The organism is Kitasatospora sp. P5_F3 (assembly GCF_054049135.1).
This window is the reverse complement of sequence record NZ_JBFUMY010000059.1, coordinates 1-17,572: the sequence shown is the minus strand read 5'-3', so window position 1 is coordinate 17,572 and position 17,572 is coordinate 1. Positions and strand designations below refer to the sequence as shown.

Genomic DNA, 17,572 nt, shown 5'->3' with positions numbered 1-17,572 from the left:
CTCCGCTCACTGGAACCGTTGCACTGCCATGTCGGAGGGGCAGATCGTCAGTCGACAGCCCTGCCCCTCCGAGTCAGCAACCCTGTTACTCCACCACGTTCGGGTTGGTCGACGCTCCGGTTGCCCAAGTCTCCTCGTCCTCGACGAGGTAGTCCGGACGCCGCTTGTCCTTCTTGTCCTTATTGCCGGACTGCCCAGCAGCTGGCATCCCGCCGCCCTGGCCTCCCGTGCCCTGTCCAGCCTGGCCTCGGCCCCGACCGATGCCAGAACCGCCCTCGGTAAAGGCCCCCCGGCCTGATCCACCCGAGCCGACCGCGCCACCAGCACGGCGAGCCGCGCCAGTTCCAGCTGCGCCACCACCCGCCCCCGGCATGCCGGACGCTCCGAACGCGCCTCCCGGTCGACTGCCGGAACCTGTGGCACCCTTCCGGAATTCCGACCCCTGCGAGCTACCGGAACCGGCAAATCCACCAGAGGCCCCAGCCTTAGAACCTCCACCTGCCAAGCCTCCGGTCCCACCGCCGAAGCCACTCCCGGCGCCAGTACCCGACGCGGGGGACCCGACATGTGTGCCGGAGGCGGACGTACTGGTGGCTGCCGGCCTGGGGCTAGCGTTCACTCCATCGATTCCGGTTCCTGGCCCGAAAGTGCCCGGGGACTTCGGCTTGGGCGGCGGGTTCGCGGTGCCACCCTTGATGCCCGGGTCTGTTGGACCGCTTGGCTGGAACTTGTTCGGAGACTGCGTGCCGACAGTGCCCACCGAACTGGTGGAGCGAGATTGGACCGACGTACCGCCCGAGCGGCCGCCACCGGCCAAGCCTGCTCCGCCTCCCATGATCAATGCGCCGATCGCTGCGGAACCCGACGAGTCGGGAGCAACAGAATCCACGAGCTCGTCAAGGCGGCGCGGCGGCGGCTTGAGGTAGTCAGTGGCCGTCCGGTATCGGGTGGCGAGGAGGTTCATAACCGCCACCGCCTGTGCCTTCTTCTCATCGGTAACGGCGGTCTTGGTGTCCTCGTTCTCGGTTCCCGTGGCAGAAGCAGCGGTATCGCCGATTGCGTCGGCAGCCTTGGACCAGAAGCTGGGTTCCTCTGGCATCGTACGCTTGGCCTCGTCAATGGCGGTCGACATCAACTCGAGGGTGACAGCAGCATCGTTCGCATAGGCAGCAGCATTGTTGATGCCGTTGGCCAGCGTGATCATCTTGGTATGGAACGCGTCGCTGCTGTTGCCTTCCCAGCTGGAAACGGCGTCGCCCGAGGCGGTGCTGAGGGACGTACGAATCTGCTTGAGGGTGTCGGAAGCACGACGCCAGGGATCAGCTGCAGACATGACTCCGCCGGAATCCATGCTGCCTACCATGCGGCGGAGATCGCCGTGGCTGTAGCCGTTGAAGTTGGTGTAATCGCTCACGAGTGGGCGCCTCCTGTCCGCTGCGGGTACCTGGGTGCTGGGATGCTCACCATGTCGACTGGGGTTCGCCGCTGCCAGCTGGCGTCACACCTGTGGGGGCCTTAGGACTCGACTGAGTGCCACCCGGACGGGGAGACGACGAAGCATAGGAAACCGGCGTGACCGTGGCGGCGCTACCGACCGACCAGCCATCGGCGTTGAGCTTGAGACCACGGGTGGTCTCAAGCTCCTGTTCCTCGTAGTTGGTCGCGGTGAGGTCCGCTTTGCGCTGGGCATCGTCGATCGCGTCCTGAAGCATGTTCATGACGTCCCGAAGGCTGTCCCGCATGACCTCGTACTTGTCGAACAGCGCCTGCGCCTCAGGAAACGTCCCGAAGGCGGACCGCCCGACCCCGCTCTGCCCGTGCGTCCGGCTGCCGTCCGCACGTGCCTGGAACTCGTCTAGCAGTCCCCGTACCTGCGACGCGAACGCCCGTAGGTTGTCGACCTCGACGCGGTAGCCGGCACCGCCGCCGTTCCCCGTGCTCACGACTGTCCTCCCCCATGGAGCCAGGGCTGGACTGGTATGCCCTGGTATCAACTGTTCCGGTACGACCCGGTCTTGAGAACACGGGCCTACAACCCTCATGTCTAACACATACCGCCGTCGGCCTGAACGGCGACGTGACACCGTGCAAGCGATTGGTACCGAATCAGGACACGGCCGCCGCCAGCGCCCGACGGCAGAGCGAGTCGGCCCGGCGGGTCGTCTCAGGTTGGCGGTAACCGGCCGTCAGGCTCAGGGTGGTGGCCACTGATTCGGCCAGGCCGATGCGGTGGCCGACCGAGACGAAGACCGGCTTGGTGCCCGCTCGGGTGCGGAGGGCGGCGCCGACCTGTTCTCCGGTTTCGGGGTCGAGCAGCGGCGCGGTGGCGCCACGTTCGGGACCGGGCTGGGTGAACGTGAAGGTGAACGGGGTCTTGGCGACGCCGAGGGTGCGCAGGCCGGTGAGCACGCCCAGGTGACTGGCGAGCCCGAGGCGGCGCGGGTGGGCGAGGCCGTAGCCGTCGCAGACCACCAGGTCGGGGGTGTGCCGGAGGTCGGCCAAGGCGTCCAGCACGGTGGGGAGTTCACGGCAGGCGAGCAGACCGGGGACGTACGGGAAGCTGATCCGCCCGGTCGCGGTGGTCTCCTCCAGCACGGCCAGGGTGGGCAGCGAGAGCAGGACCGCCGCCGCGACCACCACGTCCCGGTCGTCGTCGTAGGCCACGTCCACACCGGCGACCAGGGCATCGGGGGCCGGGCCGGGACCGGACGGTTCGACCAGGCCTCGCAGGCTCTGCTGCACGGCGAGAGCCTCGGCCTCGGTGGTGGGCCAGTCGGCGGGCACGGGCATGGACTTCCCCCAGATCACTACGGCTGTTCGATACCACCGTACCGAGCGTGCGAGTGAGCCTGTGCGCCCCCGGCATCGGCCGAAGGCGTACTTGTCCCGGACGAGCGCTGGGTACACCTTGGTAAGGCAAGGCTTCTCCCGGCAGCGCAAGGCTCCTGCGAAGGACGGTCCCGTCATGTCGCGTCCCACCATCGCCCAACTCACCACCGGCACCCTGACCGTGGTGGCCGCGGCCGCGGTGCTGCTCGCCGTCTCCGGGTCGCGGGGGGTGTTCGAGATCGCGGTACTGGTGGCCTTCGCAGTGGCGCTCGGCACGCTGGCCACCGCGCTGCTGGTGACCGTCGCGGCGCAGCGGCCGGCGGCCGGCTCGCACCGGCCGCAGTCCGGTCGGACCAGTACCCCGGAGTACGCGGCACATCGCTGACGAGCGCGGTGCGGTCGGACGCACCAGGGCCCGCGAGCCGACCTGCTGCTCACGGGCCCTGAGGTGCGGTCAGACGGTGGAGACGACCACGGTCTTGGCGGCCTTGTCGTGGATGCACTGGCGGTACGGCTTGTCGAAGACGCCGAACAGGCCGTCCACCGGCCACCACAGCCCGGCGCAGCAGATCACCGCCGGGAGTACGAAGGTCGCTGCCCGGGTCCAGGCGGCCGCACTGGTCGGGGCACTGCCGTCGACCAGCATCGCGACCCGGACCTTCATCAGCTTCTTGCCGAAGGTCTGGCCGTCCCGGCTGAGCATGATGCCGCCGTAGACCAGGTACAGGGCATAGCCGAGCCAGGCCGCGCCGACCCAGCCACCCTGGTCGCCGAGGTTGGCGAACGGGAGCACCACCAAGATCGCGACCGCCTGCACCAGCAGGAAGTCGACCAGGGTGGCCAGGATCCGGGCACCCCAGCCACCGAGCGGCGGCATCCCGGGGACCGGACCGGGACCCGTCTGGTACGGGGCACCGTAGGCGGGCGGCGGCGGCGCGCCGTACGGGCTCCCGTCGTAGCCTCCGGGCGCACCGTAGGGGCCACCGGGGGGCGGCGTGCCGTAGGGGTCGGCCGCCGGCGGGGGCGGGGGCGGTGCGCCGTACGGATCGGACGGCGCACCCTGCGGCCCACCCGGTTGCGGGGGCTGCTTGTCGAAGGAGGGCGTGTCGCCCCCCTCCGGTGCGGGGTCTGACGAAGGGTCATGGGTGCTCATGACCCGAGTAGAACATCACAGATACTACGATGTTGGGATATTTAGTCCGTTTTGACCCATCGGACCACCCGCAACGGCGTACTGAAGGACCGTCAGCTGCGCGCCACCCCGGTCCGCGCCGCCCGGGTCCGTACCACCCTGGTCCGCGCCGCCCGGTCCGGCCAACCCCGCCGGGCCGGACGGTCCCACAGCGGCGCCAACAGGCCGACCAGCGAGAGCAGTGCCACCTGCCGGACCAGCCACCGCACCGCCGAACGGCCGAAGGTCGGCGCCAGGGCCGCGCGGGTCGTGTCGGCGACCCGGATGCCGACCAGGCGCTTGCCGAAGGTCTGACCGGTCCGGGCGACCGGCAAGACCTCGTAGAGCAGCGCGGCCAGCACCAGGATGCCGAGCAGCGCTCCGACCCGGCCGAGCACCAGGCCGTCCACCAGCCAGACCCGGACCTCCTGGCCGTCCTGCCCGACGCTCGCCGCTCTTGCCTGATCGACCTTGGTCTCGATGTGCGCGATCACCGAACCGATCATCGGTACGCCCGCCGCGACGGCGACGACGGCGAGTGCAAGCGTGTCGACCAGCCGGGCCACCGCACGGCGGCCGAGACCGGCGGGGAGCGGGGCAGGCGGCTTGCGGGCGGCACTCCGACGCGGCGCAGGCGTCCGTGCGACGGTAGCGGGCGTCCGTGCGGAAGCCGCCGACTTCAGCACGGCCGGCTTCAACACGGCGGGCTTCGCCGCGGCCGGCGGCGGCACGGCGACCGGCGGCACCGCCACGGGCTCCGGCACCACAGCGGGCACCGGCACCGCCACGGGCGTCGCCTGCGCTGTGGGCACCGGCAAGGTCGCCGGCTCCGCGACCGGCGTCGGCTCAGGGAGGGTCGCAGCAGGTGCACCCCAGGAGACCACCTCGGGCTGCGGGGTCGGCATGGCCTGCCACCCGGTGGCCGCCGGGGGCTCCTGAGCGTTCAGCAACTCCCGCTCCGCATAAGGCGCCAGCACGAAGGACGCACCACCCGTGGTCTGGTCGAAGAAGACCGGTCCGGTCTCCTCGACTGCCAGGACGGACTGCGGGAACGGAGCGGACGGAGCCGACTGCAGTGGCTCCGTCCGAGCGGGTGGCCCGACGACCGGCCGGGGCGGCGGCGCGGCCGGGGCGAACGTGGTGGCCGCCCGATGAGTGGCCCCCCGGGGTGGCGCCGGCGATTCACCGGCGGGCGGGGCCGGGCGGCTGGTGCCTGGCACCCAGGCGGAGCCACCCCAGTAGCGGACGAAGCCGGGGACGGACGGGTCGGGGTAGTAGCCCGGCGCCGGGTCGAGGGCTGTGTCCAGGTCACCGGCGAGGGGCCGTTCCGTCATGGGGGTCTCTTTCCTGGCAGCACCGTGGAGCGGACGACCCGTCAGCACCCGTACGCGGGCGGACAGTCGTCGAGCAGTCACAAAGGGTAGTGCCTCGGGGGCGCGGCAGCGGGCAGTTGGTCAATTCCAGGACGTTGGGCGAATGCGTGTAAGAGCTTCGCCGGAGCTCACTCTCTCCTGATGCAGGGGCTCGGAGGCGGGCCCCACGACACCGAGAGGAACCCCGTCATGGAGCGGTCCACGAGCGTCATCGAGCACGAACTCGAACTCAACCTGGTGCTGTCCCCCGAGCGCAGCGTGCCCGTCCCGGCCCGGCTGTCCTACGGCAGCCACGACCCGTTCGCCGTGCACATCACCTTCCACCTGGACACCGGCACCCCGGTGACCTGGGTGTTCGCTCGCGAGCTGCTGGTCGAGGGCACCTTCCGGCCGTGCGGCCAGGGGGACGTGCGGATCTGGCCGACCCGGTCGGGGCGGCGCAGCGTGCTCTGCATGGCTCTCAGTTCCCCGGCCGGGGACGCCCTCCTGGAGGCGCCGCTGCCCGCTGTTGCGGCCTGGCTGGAGCGGGCGCACCGCCTGGTGCCGCCGGGCGCCGAGCTGGCCGCCCTGGACCTCGACCACTCGCTGGCCGAACTGCTCGCGTGAACATAAACGCCGACTCAGGCATGAATGCCACATCGAACGTGAACGCCGCCCCGAACCTGAACGCTGCCCCCGGCATGAACGCTAACGCCGGCGTGAACCCCGGCGCCGACCCTCAGCGCTGCCGCAGCGGCTCAGGCGCCCCCGCCGCCCCGGCGGAAGTGCGCTGCCGAGGCAGCCGGATCAGCGGCGCCCCCGCCGCCCGCCGCCGCGAGCGGGTCCGCAGTGCGGCGACCAGCAGGAAGCACAGACCGGTGAGCGGGTAGACCGCCGCCGGGAGCTGGGCCGGCAGCGAGAGGTGCAGGTCGAGATCGCCCTTGTGCGGGACGACCCACATGCCGAACGAGAGGAAGGCGAGCAGCGTGGCAGCGAAGATCAGCCGCCACCGCAGCCGCCGGACCGCCGCCGGCCGGGAGCGCTCGTGCGCGGCCTCTGCGGCCAGCAGCACCAGCACCGGCACGCACCAGACCCAGTGGTGGGTCCAGCTGATCGGTGAGATCAGCACAGCCGTGACGGCCGCGCAGCAGACACCCCAGGCCTCGGCCCGGGGCAGCCAGCGGGCGCTGCGGACCACCCAGGCCGCGGTGGCCAGCCCGGCGATCGCGACCAGCGCCGCGACCGCGGTGGCGACGGCCCCCGGGTGGGCGGTGTGCAGCAGCCGGGCGACCGCGCCGCTGATCGACTGGTTGTCGACGATCTCGGTCTTGCCGACCCGCGAGGAGTCGTAGAGGTACTTGGTCCAGAAGCCCCAGGTCGCATCGGGGAGGATCAGCGCGCCGAGCAGGAAGGTGCCGAGGAAGGTGGCCCCCGCCACGAAGGCGGCCTTGATCCGGCCGGTGATCAGCAGGTAGACCGCGAACAGGCCGGGGGTGAGCTTTATCCCGGCCGCGATGCCGATCGCCACGCCCTTGGACCGGCGCGAGTCCGGGCGGGTCAGGTCCCAGAGGACCAGGCAGGCCAGCGCCAGGTTGATCTGCCCGTACCGGAGCGTGGTGAAGACCGGTTCCAGCCAGACGCCGAGCCCGGCCACCAGCACCACGCCGACCGCGCGCAGGTCCCGGCGCGGCCAGCCGACCAGCTTGAAGCAGAGGTGCGCGAACAGGGCCAGCAGCGCGACGTTGCCGCCCGTGATCGCCACCCGCAGGAAGCCGATGCCGAACCAGGTGGTCGGCACGAACAGCATCGCGGCGAACGGCGGGTAGGTGGCGGGCAGGCCCCACTCCGTCACCCGGAGCCCGTACAGGTCCTGGCCGTTCGCGACGGCAGCGCCCTCGGCCCGGTAGACGATCATGTCGACCATCGAGGTGCCGACGAAGTGCCGCACCGTCGCGTACGTCAGCAGCGAGAACAGCGCCACCGCCGTGGCGATCGCCAGCGGGCGACGCGGAGCCTCCCGAAGCGCCCGGACGGGGGTGCCGAGGGCAGCGGTGACCCGCTGCCCGGGCGTGACAGGGGCAGCTGGGGCAGGCTCCTGGGGGGCCCTGCGCTGCTCTTGCGCCGTTGTCACGTGTTAGCTCCGTCCGCCGGTAGACCAGCTAGCGACCTTACCGGACCACCGGAAACCCGCGACTTGGCGCGGTCCCCGCAGTCCGGGCCCGGGCGCAAGGTACGGAAAGAGGTACGGAAAAGGGTGCCCCTGACCCCCCGTGGGTCAGGGGCACCCCGACCCAGCGTCAGCCGGTGTAGGCGCCGAACGCCCGGGTGAAGTCCAGCGGCTGCTGGGCGATGCTGCTGCAGCTCGCGTCGGCGTACGGCTTGGCGCCGCCCGCGCAGGCCTTGTCGCGGGTGCCGGACCACATCGCCAGCCAGGCCAGGTGCTTGGTCTTGGCGAACTCGGCGAGCTGGGTGGCGTCGGCCACCGTGAAGATCTCGCTCGCCACGTCGTTCACGCCGATCATCGGGGTGACCGCGACCTTGGCCCAGGCCGCCGCGTCGGCCAGGCCGAGCACGCTCTTCAGCTGCGCCTGGGTCGCGGTGGCCGCGTCGATCGCGTACTTGCCCATCCGGCCCTGCGGGCTGGGGGCGGCGCCGTCGCCGTAGTCCATCGCCATGATGTTCACCGCGCCGATCGCGACACCGTTGCTCTTGGCGTTGGCGACCAGGTTCACGCCGTCCTGGGTCAGCCCGCTGGGCAGCGCCGGCAGGGTGTAGGAGACGTCCAGGGTCTTGCCCTTGGCGGCGGCGTTCCTCTGCAGCTGGACGATGGCCTGGGCGCGACGGGTGTTGGCGGCGGTGTCGCCGAGCGCACCGCCCTCGACGTCGAAGTCCACCCTGGTCGCGCCGTACGCGTCCACGGTCTTCTGGTAGGCGGCCGTCAGGTCGGCCACCGAGGAGCAGGCGGTGGCCAGTTCACTGCCGTTGGCGCCGCCGAACGAGACCCGGACGTCGCCACCGATCGCCCGCAGGGCGCCGATCTGCGAGGCCACCGCGTCGGTACCGAGGTCACTGACGCCGCCCCACTTGGGGGTGCAGCCGCCGCCGGAGACCACGAAGGCGAGGGTGTAGTTCTTCACGCCGGTCGCCTTGGCGGTGGCCACCAGGTCGAACGGCGGGTAGAGCGAGGTGTCCACGTACGGGGCGAAGTGACCCGTCGTCACCACCGGCGGCGGTGTGCTGGCCGAAGCGGTGGGGGTGGGCGAAGCGGTCGGGGTCGGGGTGGGCTTCGCCGAGGTGGGAGCCACGGTGGGGGTGGGCGTCGCGGTCGGCGGGACGCTCGGGGTCGCAGTGGTCGGGCGGCCCGAGGGGGTGGGCGGAGTGGTGGAGCCCGCCGTGCACGGGGCGTCGTTGATCAGACAGTTGGCGGGCTCGGCCTGGGCGGCGCCGCTGCCCTGCACCACGAAGCCGACGTCCAGCGACTTGCCCGGCTCGATCCGCTTACCCCAGTCCTGCGGCTTCACGGTGACGTGCTGGCCGGTGGCGGTGAAGGTGGCGTTCCAGAGCGAGTCGATCCGGGCGCCGGCCGGGAGGTCGAAGCTGAGGGTCCAGCCGTCGATGGCCTTGCTGTCCGGGTTGGTCACCAGGTACTGGCCGGTGTAGCCGGTCTCCCAGGTGCTGGTCCGGCTGTAGACCGCACCCGGGGACGCGGCGCTGGCGGAGGCGGCGAAGGTCACCACGGCGCCCGCGACGATCGCGGTGGCGATGGCGGAGACTCCGATCACCGTGCCCTTGCGGCTGCGGCGGCGGTGCCCGGAGCGGCGGGTGGGCTGGTTCGTCATGGGCTGAGACCTCCGGCTGAGTGACCGTCAACCGGGGCTCCACGCCACCGGCCCGCCCGACGCTAGCGCCGCCCCACCGGCCTCAGGCCCCGCCTCAGCCACCCGAACACCTCTGTTAGGGATCCCTTAAGGCAGGGGGCTCGAAGCTGCACCTTTTGCAGGGCGCTCAGATGCACTTTCCAGGGGCTCGGGGAAATGCGAGGAGATCTGACGCCGGGGTCACATGCGAAAGTGCCTGACCGCCTATGTACGGATCACCTTGCAAGGGTCGGCGTCGCAGTTCCCCGAGCCCCTGGGCCGTAGATGCCTCAGCAGTCGCCGATGCCCAGCGTTCAGCGGCGCTTGCGCGACAGCCGGGGCAGGGCGGGGCGGGTCTCCAGGCGGAGGCGGAGTTCGGCGCCGCCGAGGACGGCGGAGCGGCCGAGGGCGAGGTCGCCGCCGGTGGTTTCGGCGAGCTTGCGGACGATGTCCAGGCCGAGGCCGGTGGAGCCCTCGCCGCCCTGGCCCTCGCCGCGGCGGAGGGCGGCGTCGGGGTCGGCGAAGCCGGGGCCGGCGTCGCCGACCAGGACGATCACCGACCCTTCGGTGACCAGGACGTCGACCGAGAAGGCGGTGCCGATGGCGGTGTGCCGGAAGACGTTGCCGAGCAGGGCGTCCACGGCGGCGGCCAGGTCGCCGCGCTGGACGGGTACGGGCGCGGTGCCCTCGGCGCCGGCCAGCTGCCAGCGGCGGCCCTCGTCCTCGGCGAGGGCGGACCAGAAGCCGACCCGTTCCCGGATCACCTCGGCGGCGTCGCAGCCGAACGCCACCGAGGGGACGTCCTCGGGCGCGCGGCGGGCGGTACGGATGATCAGGTCGACCTCGCGCTCGAGTTGGGCGACGGCGTGCCGGGTGGCGTCGGCGGCGTCGCCGGTGCCGAGCGAGGCGGTGTTCAGCCGAAGGACCGTCAGGGGGGTGCGCAGGCGGTGCGAGAGGTCGGCGGCGAGCTCGCGTTCGGCGGCGAGCAGGTGGACCACCCGGTCGGCCATCGCGTTGAAGGCGAGGGCGGCCTCCCGGAGTTCCTCGGGGGCACCGTCGGCCTGCCGTCCCTCGACCGGGACCCGGACCGCGAGGTTGCCGCTGCCGAGCGAGCGGGCGGCGGCGGCCAGCCGACGGGCGGATCCGACGATCCGGGCGCCCATCCGGTCGGCCACCAGGACCGAGATGGCGACCAGGGCGAGCGCGACCAGCGAGAGCACCAGCCAGGCGGTGCCGACGCCCCGGGTGAGGTCTCCCCCGGCGACGTACACCTCGACCACGGCGACCCGGTCGGCGTCCACGGCGACGGGCTGGAGCAGGACGAAACCGCCGGGTGCCTTGTCGATGAAGGACTGGCCCTGGCCGGCCGCGGTGGCGACCGCGAGCTGGGAGGCCCGGCCGTTGCCGACCACGGTGCCGGGGCCGAAGCCGGTGATCGGGAGGTGGACGGCCATCTTCTCCTGGGCGCCCGCGTCGGTGCTGGCCAGCGCACGGGCGATGGCGTCCTGCTCGGTGGTGATCGCCAGGGCCGGGCCGAGCGCGGCGGCCTGGCGTTCGGAGGAGGTGAAGGCGCGGTCCCTGGCGGTCTGTTGGACCATCAGGCCGAGCGGGATCAGGAAGGCCAGCGCGACCATCGTGGTCCCCGCCACCGCCGCCTTGATCAGCGCCCAGCGCAGCGAGTGCCCACTGCGAGCGGCCCCTGCGGAGACGATGCTCCGGCTCACGTCGGCTCTCCGCCGTCGAGCTCGGCCACCGGGGCCTCCAGCCGGACCCCGACGCCCCGGACGGTGTGCAGGTAGCGCGGCTTGGAGGCGGTCTCGCCGAGCTTGCGCCGCAGCCAGGACAGGTGCACGTCGATGGTCTGGTCCCCGCCGTAGGTCTGCCGCCAGACCTCGGCCAGGATCTCCTTGCGCGGCACCACGACACCGGGCCGGGCCGCCAGGAAGGCCAGCAGGTCGAACTCACGCCGGGTCAGATCCAGCGGCCGGTCGTCCAGTACGGCCTCGCGGCGCTGGGCGTCGATCGCCAGTCCGCCGACCCGGAGCACCTGGGCGACCGGGGCGGTGCCGCCGCTGAAGCGGCGCAGCACGGCGGTCATCCGGGCCGTCAGATGCTCGACGGAGAAAGGTTTCACCAGGTAGTCGTCCGCGCCGTCGTTGAGCAGCCGGACGATCTCGGCCTCGTCGTCCCGGGCGGTGGAGATGATCACCGGGACGTTGGTCAGCCCCCGGATCATCTTGAGCGCCTCACTGCCGTCCAGGTCCGGCAGGCCGAGGTCGAGGATCACCAGGTCGCAGCCGACCTGGGCGACCTCACGAAGAGCTTCCAACGCGGTGCCGACACTGCGGACCGCATGGCCGGACTCGGCCAGGTGCCGGATGAGGGCGGAGCGTACGAAAGGGTCGTCCTCGACCACGAGCACTGTTGCCATGGGGCCGCAGGGTACGCCATTCGGGTCCAGTGGTCTGTACCGCGGGGCGGTTCCGGGACGTTCGACGACCGCCCCGGTGTCATTTGTGCAACTTCCCTGCCGATTCGCTGACCTGCACTCCTGCCGGTCCCGGCGGTACGGCAGGATGTGCACGCGATGCGGAACGGACTGGTACAGCTCGGCGCCTGGACGGCGGCCACGGGGGCAGCGGTGGCGCTGTCCTGGCTCGGCGTGCACGCGGTGCTGACCGACGCCGCGTTCGAGCAGCCCTCGGCCCTGCCGCTGCCTTCGGCGGCGGTACGGACCTCCGACACACCGTCAGCCCCGGTGCCACCGCCCGCGAACACGGCCACCCCGACGCCCGGTTCGGCCGGCCCGACGCCGGCGGCGGCGACCACGCCGGTGGCCAGGGCGAGCAAGAAGCCCACCACCGCCCCCGCCAGTCCCACGGCCTCGGTGAAGAGCTTCCGGGTCCCGGGCGGTCGGGTCGCCCTGGACATGCAGCCGACCACCGCCGAGCTGGTCTCCGCGACGCCCGACCAGGGCTGGCAGATGCAGCTCTGGCAGGGCGACCAGTGGCTCCGGGTGGACTTCTCCAAGGACGGCAGCACCAACTCGGTCTTCGCCACCTGGAACGGCCACCACCCCGACGTGCAGACCGTGGTGCGCTGACCCCTCGCAGCCCGGGCCCCGGAGCGGGCAGACCCAGGCTCAGCCCAGGATTCCCGGCGGCGGCGCGAGGTACCCCGGCAGGTACGGCCCCGGGTACGCGGTCCGCTCGACCAGCAGGTGGTGAGCCGGCCCGGGAGTGCCCAGGGTGGCCAGCACGGCGGTGCCGTAGCGGTCGGAGAGCTCGGCCGGTTCGGCCACCGAGAGGGCGCCCCGGTCCACCGCGTAGTCGTACGCGGCGTAGGTGTCGGGCACTTCGATGACCAGGTCGAGGATGGTGTCGCCGTACCGGGACACGTGCCGGGCGATCCGTTCGGCCCGCGCGGTGAAGGGGTGCAGCGCGGAACTGACGATCAGTCGGGTCGCCCCGGACTCCAGCACGAAGGAGAGGGTGTCCGGCTGCCCGGTCTCGGGTCCCGCGTACGCGGTACAGCGCATGGCCAGCGCGGCGCAGTAGTAGCGCGCGGTGCGGCGGGCGTCCCGGACGGCGAGCACCGCGTCGGTGCGCAGGGCCGGCAGCGGACCGGTCTCGTCCGGGTGGAGGGCGAGCGGTGCAGTGGAGACGTCGGTCAACGAGAACCTCCCCGGTTGGCCTCGTGGCACGGTGTGGGGGCCCGCACCACGAGGCGGTGGGGGGAGCGTGCCGTCCGGACCGGCGTTGCGCAACTGTTCCGATTTCCGCTGGGCAAGCTGTGCGACCGGGCCGGACAATGACAGGCGCAGCTGGACACATTGCCCACCGGAAGGAGTGGCCGTGCACACCCCGAACGACGCGATCGACGCGCTGGACGGCAAGTTGATCAGACTTCTCAGCGAGGAGCCCCGGATCGGGGTGCTGGAGTGCTCCCGCCGGCTCCAGGTCGCCAGGGGCACCGTGCAGGCCAGGCTGGACCGGCTGCAGGCCCGGGGCGTGATCGGCGGCTTCGGCCCCCAGGTGGATCCGGCGGCGATCGGCTACCCGGTCACGGCCTTCGCCACCCTGGAGATCTCGCAGGGTCAGGGGGTGGACGTCCGGGCCCATCTGACGTCCGTGCCCGAGGTGTTGGAACTGCACACCATCACCGGGCACGGGGACATGCTGGTCCGGATCGTGGCCAGGTCGAACGCCGATCTCCAGCGGGTGATCGACCGGGTGGTGGGTTTCGACGGGATCGTCCGGGCCTCGACCGCGATCGCGCTGGAGAATCCGGTGCCGTTCCGCGTCCTGCCGCTGGTGGATCAGGCCGCCCGGGAGTGAGCCCGCGCCGGTGTTTGCAACACGGGCCGGAATGGCATATGCCAAAGGCCTGTGCGCGTAAAGATCACAGCTATGAGACCCGTACCTGAGCAGTCATCATGTTCCGCCCCGTCAACCACGGCTCCCCGTCCGGCCGGAGGAGCACGGTGAGGCCCGTCGTCGGCGCTCCGCCGACCCTGATCGCCTCCGCCCAGCGCGCCCTGCGGCTGCTGGAGGCGGCCGCCCGCTACCCGCGCGGCGCCACCGCCAAGCAGCTCGCCCGGGACACCGGGCTGGCGCTGGGCACCGCCTACCACCTGCTCCGCACCCTGGTGCACGACTGCTACCTGGAACGCCGGGAGGGCCGCTACCTGACCGGCCCCGCAGTCGCCGGGCTCAGCCGGGAGGAGAGCCCGGCCGCCGGGCAGCGGCGGCTCGACCGGCTGCTGCGGCGGCTCAGCGACGAACTGGCCGCCGCCGTCTACCTGTCCAGGTACTGCCAGGGCGAGGTGGTGATGGTCGCGGCCCAGGCCGCGCCCGGCGCACCCACCGTCGACGTCCGGGACTTCCCGGCCGGCGCGCACGCCACCTCGGCGGGCAAGACCCTGCTGGCGCTGATGTCCGCCGAGGAGCGCCGGTCCTATCTGGCCAGATACCCGATGGTCGCCTTCACCCAGTACACCCTGCGCGACCCGGCCCAGCTGCCGCTGCTGCCCCGGCAGGGGCCGCMGCGGGCCGCACCGATCACCCAGTACCAGGAGTTCGTGCTCGGCACCGCGGCGGCGGCGGTGCCGATCGTGGCCGGCAGCGGACTGGCCGCGGTCTCGGTCTCGCTGCCGATGACCCAGGCACACCGGTTACCGCAGATCGCCGCACAGTTGCGGACCAGGCTGAGCGACGACTTCGCGGCCGTCGCCTTCGGGCTGTGACCCGACGGGTCTGAGCCGAGCCGGCCGCCGGAACGGCGGCCTGACGGCCGGGCGAACGGGGACGCGCCCGGCCTCCACGAAAGACCGGACCGGCACAGCACGCCGACGGAGCGTCAGCAGGCGGGCACCGAACCACCGGTGTTCAGCGCGGTCAGAGCAGCGACCGCGTCCGCCAGGGTCTCCACCGGCACCAGCCGCAGTCCGGCCGGGGTGTTCACCTCGGCCGACGAGCACTCGCTCCTCGGCACCAGGAAGACGGTCGCGCCGTCCCGGGCGGCCGCCTGGGTCTTCAGCGGTACGCCGCCGACCGCACCGATGTTTCCCTGGTCGTCGATGGTGCCGGTACCCGCGATCACCCGGCCGCCGGACAGGTCACCGCCCTTGCCGTCGCCCGCCAGCTTGTCGATGATGCCCAGCGCCAGCAGCTGGCCCGCGCTCGGGCCGCCGATCGAGCCCAGATCGACCTTCACCTTCACCTGGTCCGGTGAGAGCTTCAGGTAGCTCAAGGCCGCCACGGTGGCGCTGTCCTGGGACTCCGTCATCTGCTCCGCCGTCACCTGCTCGGCCTTGACCGGATCCCGCTGCGGGTAGACCGCCTCGGACGGCAGCACCGCCTCGTCCGGGTCCAGCCAGGCGCCCAGCGCGGTGAACATGGTGGTCCGCTCGCCCGGGTTGGTCGCCGAGATGGTCACCATCCGCAGCTGCCCGACGGTCTGCCGGACCGGCGCCCCGGTGACGGTCAGCACCGGCTGTCCCTCGTACGAGCCGAGCACGTCCGCGGTGGTCCCCGGCAGGGTCAGCGTGAACGGCAGCGGCACGAACGCCGCCGTCCCGAACAGCGCCGCGACCAGCACCCCGCACAGGGTCAGCGCGCGGGTCTTCGGACGGGTCAGCACCGGGGGCAGCTTCGCATCGGACACACCGGAATCGTACGGGGCAACCCCGCCGGGCGGAGGCACCGACTACCGCAGGGCGTCGGCCACCTCGGTCGCGGCCTCCACCACCCGCGGGCCGACCCGCTCGGGCACCAGCCCGTTCAGCATCACCACGCCGACGCTGCCCTCGATCCCGCTCAGCCCCAGCAGGGCCGCCGCCGCACCGCTGGCGCCGGACTGCTCCTCCGCCCGGGTGATCACGAAGCCCTGCTCGGGCCGCCGCTGACCGGGGAAGTTGCGGGCCTCCAGGATCGCCCGGCCGGCCGCGCTCTCGTCCAGCGGGTGCCGCAGGCCGGTCCGGTACGCGACGTGGAAGTCGGTCCAGCTCGGCTCCACCACGGCCACCGCGAGCGCCTCGGCGCCGTCGACCAGGGTCAGGTGGGCGGTGGCGCCGAGATCCTCGGCCAGGCTGCGCAGCGCGGGCAGCGCGGCCTCCCGGAGCAGCGGGTGGACCCGGTGGGCCAGCCGCAGCACGCCGAGGCCGACCCGGGCCCGGCCGCCGATGTCGCGGCGGACCAGCCCGTGCTGCTCCAGGGTGGCCAGCAGTCGGTAGACGACCGTCCGGTTGACGGCCAGGCGGGCCGCCAGCTCGGTGACGGTCAGGCCGCGCTCGGAGTCGGCCAGCAGTTTGAGGACCCGGACACCACGGTCCAGGGTCTGGGAGGTCTCGGCAGTCACGACGCGCGTTCCTTTCTGCGGCGGTCACCGGCTTCCGGGCAGGCCGGGGCCTGACCCGGAGTCCGGGTTGTACGCGCAGGTGGGGTTTCCGCCCTGGAGCGGTCCGTCGGCGTCGTCGACGAACGGACAGCCCTGCGGTGCCCGTCTCGGGGTGGGGTGGGTCGTTCGAGAGAGCGTGTGGAGAAAGTAGTGAAGGAGGGGCACGCTGCGGAAGGGTCTGTCCAAAATTCGGGCAAGATCTGTTATCGAACGGAACGCAAATCCGGACAACAGGGCCATTTAATCGGGCCTTTTCCGACCACCTGTTCGAACAGAGTCCGGAGTCCGGACAGTCACCAGAGGTTGCGGCCGACCGTCCAGAGCACCGCGACGGTCAGAACGGCGACCGTCCCACGGGTGCCGAGCCGGACCCGGAAGCGCCGTCCGGCCAGTCCGTGCCGGAGCCAGTTCCCGTAGAGCACCGCGAGCAGCGGGAGAGTGAGCAGCAGCGCCGCGTTGTCCGCCCAGGCGGCGGCGAGGTCACCGTGCAGCAGGTCGTACGTCATCCTGGTGCCGCCGCAGCCGGGGCAGGACAGGCCGGTCAGCCGGCGCCAGGGGCAGAACGGCAGCAGCTGCCCGGACAGGTGCGGATCGCGCGACCAGAGGTACCAGGCGCCCAGCGCCCCGGCGGCCGGCAGGGCCAGCGGCAGGGCGGCGGTGCGCAGCCGGTCGGCCCTGCTCGGCCGACCGGCCCCGGGCATGCCGGAACCCCCGGCCCGGGTGAACTCACCGGACCGGGGGTCGGGACGCCGACGGCGTACCTGGGGCATCGTCAGCCGGCGAGCTTGCGGCCCTGGGCGTCGGTGCGGTCGTTGCTGACCAGGAAGATGATGCCGTCGATCAGCGACCAGAAGCCGAGGCCACCGCAGGTGAAGAGCTGGGCGAGCGCCATGCCGGTGTGGCCGGTGTAGAAACGGCCGACGCCGAAGACACCGAGGAAGAGCTGCAGAACGCCGGCGACAATCTTCGACTTGTCGGACAGCTCGGGGGAGGCGGTGTTGGCCACTGTGGGTCTTCTCCTTCATGGCGGCCAGCCGAAAAAGGGCATGGTGAGGCCGCGTCAAATCAATGGGATCGCCAAAGGATCGCGTAGGAATCTCGCCCTGCGACCTGGCATCCGGAACGCTAGCGGACCCGCGCATCCCATGTCTCGGTAAAATCTGACCAGGAAACGACATTGTCATAACATTTCCACAACGGACCGTCAGAACACCTGCGGCAACCCGTCCCTGAGGGCCGCCGCGACCGCCGCGAACCGGCTCTCCACTCCGAGTTCTGCGTAGATATTGGCGAGATGGCTTTTCGCCGTTGCTTCACTGAGCCTTTTCAGCTGTAGACCGTGAGGGTGAGGATCGCTGCGACGGCTGACGTGAGCCAGTTCGGGCTGCAGCGGGCGTGGCGGAAGATCCGCCAGGTTTTGAGCCGGGCGAAAGCGCGCTCGACGGCGACCCGCAGGCGGGCATGGA

Annotated in this window: 19 protein-coding genes and 1 pseudogene; 5 read left to right on the top strand and 15 right to left on the bottom strand. The window is 71.8% G+C overall.

Annotation, left to right across the window (positions count from 1 at the left end; genetic code table 11):
• Positions 1–85 precede the first annotated feature (85 nt).
• The 3 genes from ACXJMZ_RS27820 to ACXJMZ_RS27810 all read right to left on the bottom strand — a co-directional run bounded on the left by ACXJMZ_RS27820 (position 86) and on the right by ACXJMZ_RS27810 (position 2,790).
• A complete protein-coding gene (locus ACXJMZ_RS27820; RefSeq protein WP_457032788.1) occupies positions 86–1,414 on the bottom strand; it encodes a WXG100 family type VII secretion target in 1,329 nt (442 codons plus the stop codon).
• A gap of 46 nt (positions 1,415–1,460) precedes the next feature.
• The gene (locus ACXJMZ_RS27815) at positions 1,461–1,943 is read right to left on the bottom strand and encodes a hypothetical protein (RefSeq protein WP_457032787.1); all 483 of its coding nucleotides are present in this window, start codon (positions 1,941–1,943) and stop codon (positions 1,461–1,463) included.
• Between the two features lie 163 nt (positions 1,944–2,106).
• Positions 2,107–2,790: an endonuclease V gene (locus ACXJMZ_RS27810; protein ID WP_457032786.1), complete on the bottom strand. Its 684-nt coding sequence runs from the start codon at positions 2,788–2,790 to the stop codon at positions 2,107–2,109.
• Positions 2,791–2,965: 175 nt separating this feature from the next.
• Between ACXJMZ_RS27810 and ACXJMZ_RS27805 the strand changes: the two genes are divergently transcribed.
• On the top strand, positions 2,966–3,214 hold the full coding sequence (locus ACXJMZ_RS27805; protein WP_457032785.1) for a hypothetical protein: 249 nt from the start codon (positions 2,966–2,968) through the stop codon (positions 3,212–3,214).
• A 69-nt stretch (positions 3,215–3,283) separates the two neighbouring features.
• Here the strand turns inward: ACXJMZ_RS27805 and ACXJMZ_RS27800 are convergent, their stop codons facing one another.
• Both ACXJMZ_RS27800 and ACXJMZ_RS27795 read right to left on the bottom strand, forming a co-directional pair.
• Positions 3,284–3,982, bottom strand: coding sequence for an RDD family protein (locus ACXJMZ_RS27800; protein ID WP_457032784.1), 699 nt, complete (start codon positions 3,980–3,982; stop codon positions 3,284–3,286).
• Positions 3,983–4,074: 92 nt separating this feature from the next.
• On the bottom strand, positions 4,075–5,334 hold the full coding sequence (locus ACXJMZ_RS27795; RefSeq protein ID WP_457032783.1) for an RDD family protein: 1,260 nt from the start codon (positions 5,332–5,334) through the stop codon (positions 4,075–4,077).
• Positions 5,335–5,562: 228 nt separating this feature from the next.
• Between ACXJMZ_RS27795 and ACXJMZ_RS27790 the strand changes: the two genes are divergently transcribed.
• Positions 5,563–5,979, top strand: coding sequence for an SsgA family sporulation/cell division regulator (locus ACXJMZ_RS27790; RefSeq protein WP_057237567.1), 417 nt, complete (start codon positions 5,563–5,565; stop codon positions 5,977–5,979).
• A gap of 112 nt (positions 5,980–6,091) precedes the next feature.
• On the opposite strand, the gene ACXJMZ_RS27785 is transcribed toward ACXJMZ_RS27790, so the two are convergent.
• The 4 genes from ACXJMZ_RS27785 to ACXJMZ_RS27770 all read right to left on the bottom strand — a co-directional run bounded on the left by ACXJMZ_RS27785 (position 6,092) and on the right by ACXJMZ_RS27770 (position 11,640).
• Entirely contained in the window at positions 6,092–7,483 is a 1,392-nt protein-coding gene (locus ACXJMZ_RS27785; RefSeq protein WP_457032782.1) for a glycosyltransferase 87 family protein, read from the bottom strand.
• A 166-nt stretch (positions 7,484–7,649) separates the two neighbouring features.
• Positions 7,650–9,191 carry a cellulose binding domain-containing protein gene (locus tag ACXJMZ_RS27780; RefSeq protein ID WP_457032781.1) on the bottom strand — a complete coding sequence of 514 codons (1,542 nt, stop codon included), beginning with the start codon at positions 9,189–9,191 and terminating at the stop codon, positions 7,650–7,652.
• Between the two features lie 332 nt (positions 9,192–9,523).
• Positions 9,524–10,885: a sensor histidine kinase gene (locus tag ACXJMZ_RS27775; protein WP_457032813.1), complete on the bottom strand. Its 1,362-nt coding sequence runs from the start codon at positions 10,883–10,885 to the stop codon at positions 9,524–9,526.
• A 44-nt stretch (positions 10,886–10,929) separates the two neighbouring features.
• The gene (locus tag ACXJMZ_RS27770; RefSeq protein WP_457032780.1) at positions 10,930–11,640 is read right to left on the bottom strand and encodes a response regulator transcription factor; all 711 of its coding nucleotides are present in this window, start codon (positions 11,638–11,640) and stop codon (positions 10,930–10,932) included.
• A 156-nt stretch (positions 11,641–11,796) separates the two neighbouring features.
• Here ACXJMZ_RS27770 and ACXJMZ_RS27765 point away from each other — a divergent pair, with 156 nt between their 5' ends.
• The gene (locus ACXJMZ_RS27765) at positions 11,797–12,312 is read left to right on the top strand and encodes a hypothetical protein (RefSeq protein ID WP_457032779.1); all 516 of its coding nucleotides are present in this window, start codon (positions 11,797–11,799) and stop codon (positions 12,310–12,312) included.
• Positions 12,313–12,351: 39 nt separating this feature from the next.
• Here the strand turns inward: ACXJMZ_RS27765 and ACXJMZ_RS27760 are convergent, their stop codons facing one another.
• The gene (locus ACXJMZ_RS27760; protein WP_457032778.1) at positions 12,352–12,882 is read right to left on the bottom strand and encodes a VOC family protein; all 531 of its coding nucleotides are present in this window, start codon (positions 12,880–12,882) and stop codon (positions 12,352–12,354) included.
• A 181-nt stretch (positions 12,883–13,063) separates the two neighbouring features.
• On the opposite strand from ACXJMZ_RS27760, the gene ACXJMZ_RS27755 reads away from it, so the two are divergent.
• Both ACXJMZ_RS27755 and ACXJMZ_RS27750 read left to right on the top strand, forming a co-directional pair.
• Complete coding sequence (locus tag ACXJMZ_RS27755; RefSeq protein ID WP_057237553.1) at positions 13,064–13,546, top strand: Lrp/AsnC family transcriptional regulator; 483 nt, start codon at positions 13,064–13,066, stop codon at positions 13,544–13,546.
• 146 nt (positions 13,547–13,692) lie between these two features.
• The gene (locus ACXJMZ_RS27750) at positions 13,693–14,454 is read left to right on the top strand and encodes an IclR family transcriptional regulator (protein ID WP_457032777.1); all 762 of its coding nucleotides are present in this window, start codon (positions 13,693–13,695) and stop codon (positions 14,452–14,454) included.
• A 113-nt stretch (positions 14,455–14,567) separates the two neighbouring features.
• Here ACXJMZ_RS27750 and ACXJMZ_RS27745 read toward each other — a convergent pair whose 3' ends face one another.
• The 5 genes and pseudogenes from ACXJMZ_RS27745 to ACXJMZ_RS27725 form a co-directional block, all read right to left on the bottom strand.
• Positions 14,568–15,374: a hypothetical protein gene (locus ACXJMZ_RS27745; RefSeq protein ID WP_457032776.1), complete on the bottom strand. Its 807-nt coding sequence runs from the start codon at positions 15,372–15,374 to the stop codon at positions 14,568–14,570.
• 42 nt (positions 15,375–15,416) lie between these two features.
• Positions 15,417–16,067 carry an IclR family transcriptional regulator gene (locus ACXJMZ_RS27740; protein ID WP_057237549.1) on the bottom strand — a complete coding sequence of 217 codons (651 nt, stop codon included), beginning with the start codon at positions 16,065–16,067 and terminating at the stop codon, positions 15,417–15,419.
• Between the two features lie 332 nt (positions 16,068–16,399).
• Complete coding sequence (locus ACXJMZ_RS27735) at positions 16,400–16,807, bottom strand: DUF2752 domain-containing protein (protein ID WP_457032775.1); 408 nt, start codon at positions 16,805–16,807, stop codon at positions 16,400–16,402.
• A gap of 71 nt (positions 16,808–16,878) precedes the next feature.
• Positions 16,879–17,112, bottom strand: coding sequence for a TM2 domain-containing protein (locus ACXJMZ_RS27730; protein WP_457032774.1), 234 nt, complete (start codon positions 17,110–17,112; stop codon positions 16,879–16,881).
• A gap of 320 nt (positions 17,113–17,432) precedes the next feature.
• Positions 17,433–17,572, bottom strand: a pseudogene (locus tag ACXJMZ_RS27725) (IS5/IS1182 family transposase); the annotation flags it as partial.

Excerpts from the sequence above, each read along its gene's own strand:
- ACXJMZ_RS27810 (WP_457032786.1), bottom strand. The coding sequence starts at position 2,790 with ATGCCCGTGCCCGCCGACTGGCCCACCACCGAGGCCGAGGCTCTCGCC.
- ACXJMZ_RS27805 (WP_457032785.1), top strand. The coding sequence starts at position 2,966 with ATGTCGCGTCCCACCATCGCCCAACTCACCACCGGCACCCTGACCGTG.
- ACXJMZ_RS27800 (WP_457032784.1), bottom strand. The coding sequence starts at position 3,982 with ATGAGCACCCATGACCCTTCGTCAGACCCCGCACCGGAGGGGGGCGAC.
- ACXJMZ_RS27795 (WP_457032783.1), bottom strand. The coding sequence starts at position 5,334 with ATGACGGAACGGCCCCTCGCCGGTGACCTGGACACAGCCCTCGACCCG.
- ACXJMZ_RS27790 (WP_057237567.1), top strand. The coding sequence starts at position 5,563 with ATGGAGCGGTCCACGAGCGTCATCGAGCACGAACTCGAACTCAACCTG.
- ACXJMZ_RS27780 (WP_457032781.1), bottom strand. The coding sequence starts at position 9,191 with ATGACGAACCAGCCCACCCGCCGCTCCGGGCACCGCCGCCGCAGCCGC.
- ACXJMZ_RS27770 (WP_457032780.1), bottom strand. The coding sequence starts at position 11,640 with ATGGCAACAGTGCTCGTGGTCGAGGACGACCCTTTCGTACGCTCCGCC.
- ACXJMZ_RS27765 (WP_457032779.1), top strand. The coding sequence starts at position 11,797 with ATGCGGAACGGACTGGTACAGCTCGGCGCCTGGACGGCGGCCACGGGG.
- ACXJMZ_RS27735 (WP_457032775.1), bottom strand. The coding sequence starts at position 16,807 with ATGCCCGGGGCCGGTCGGCCGAGCAGGGCCGACCGGCTGCGCACCGCC.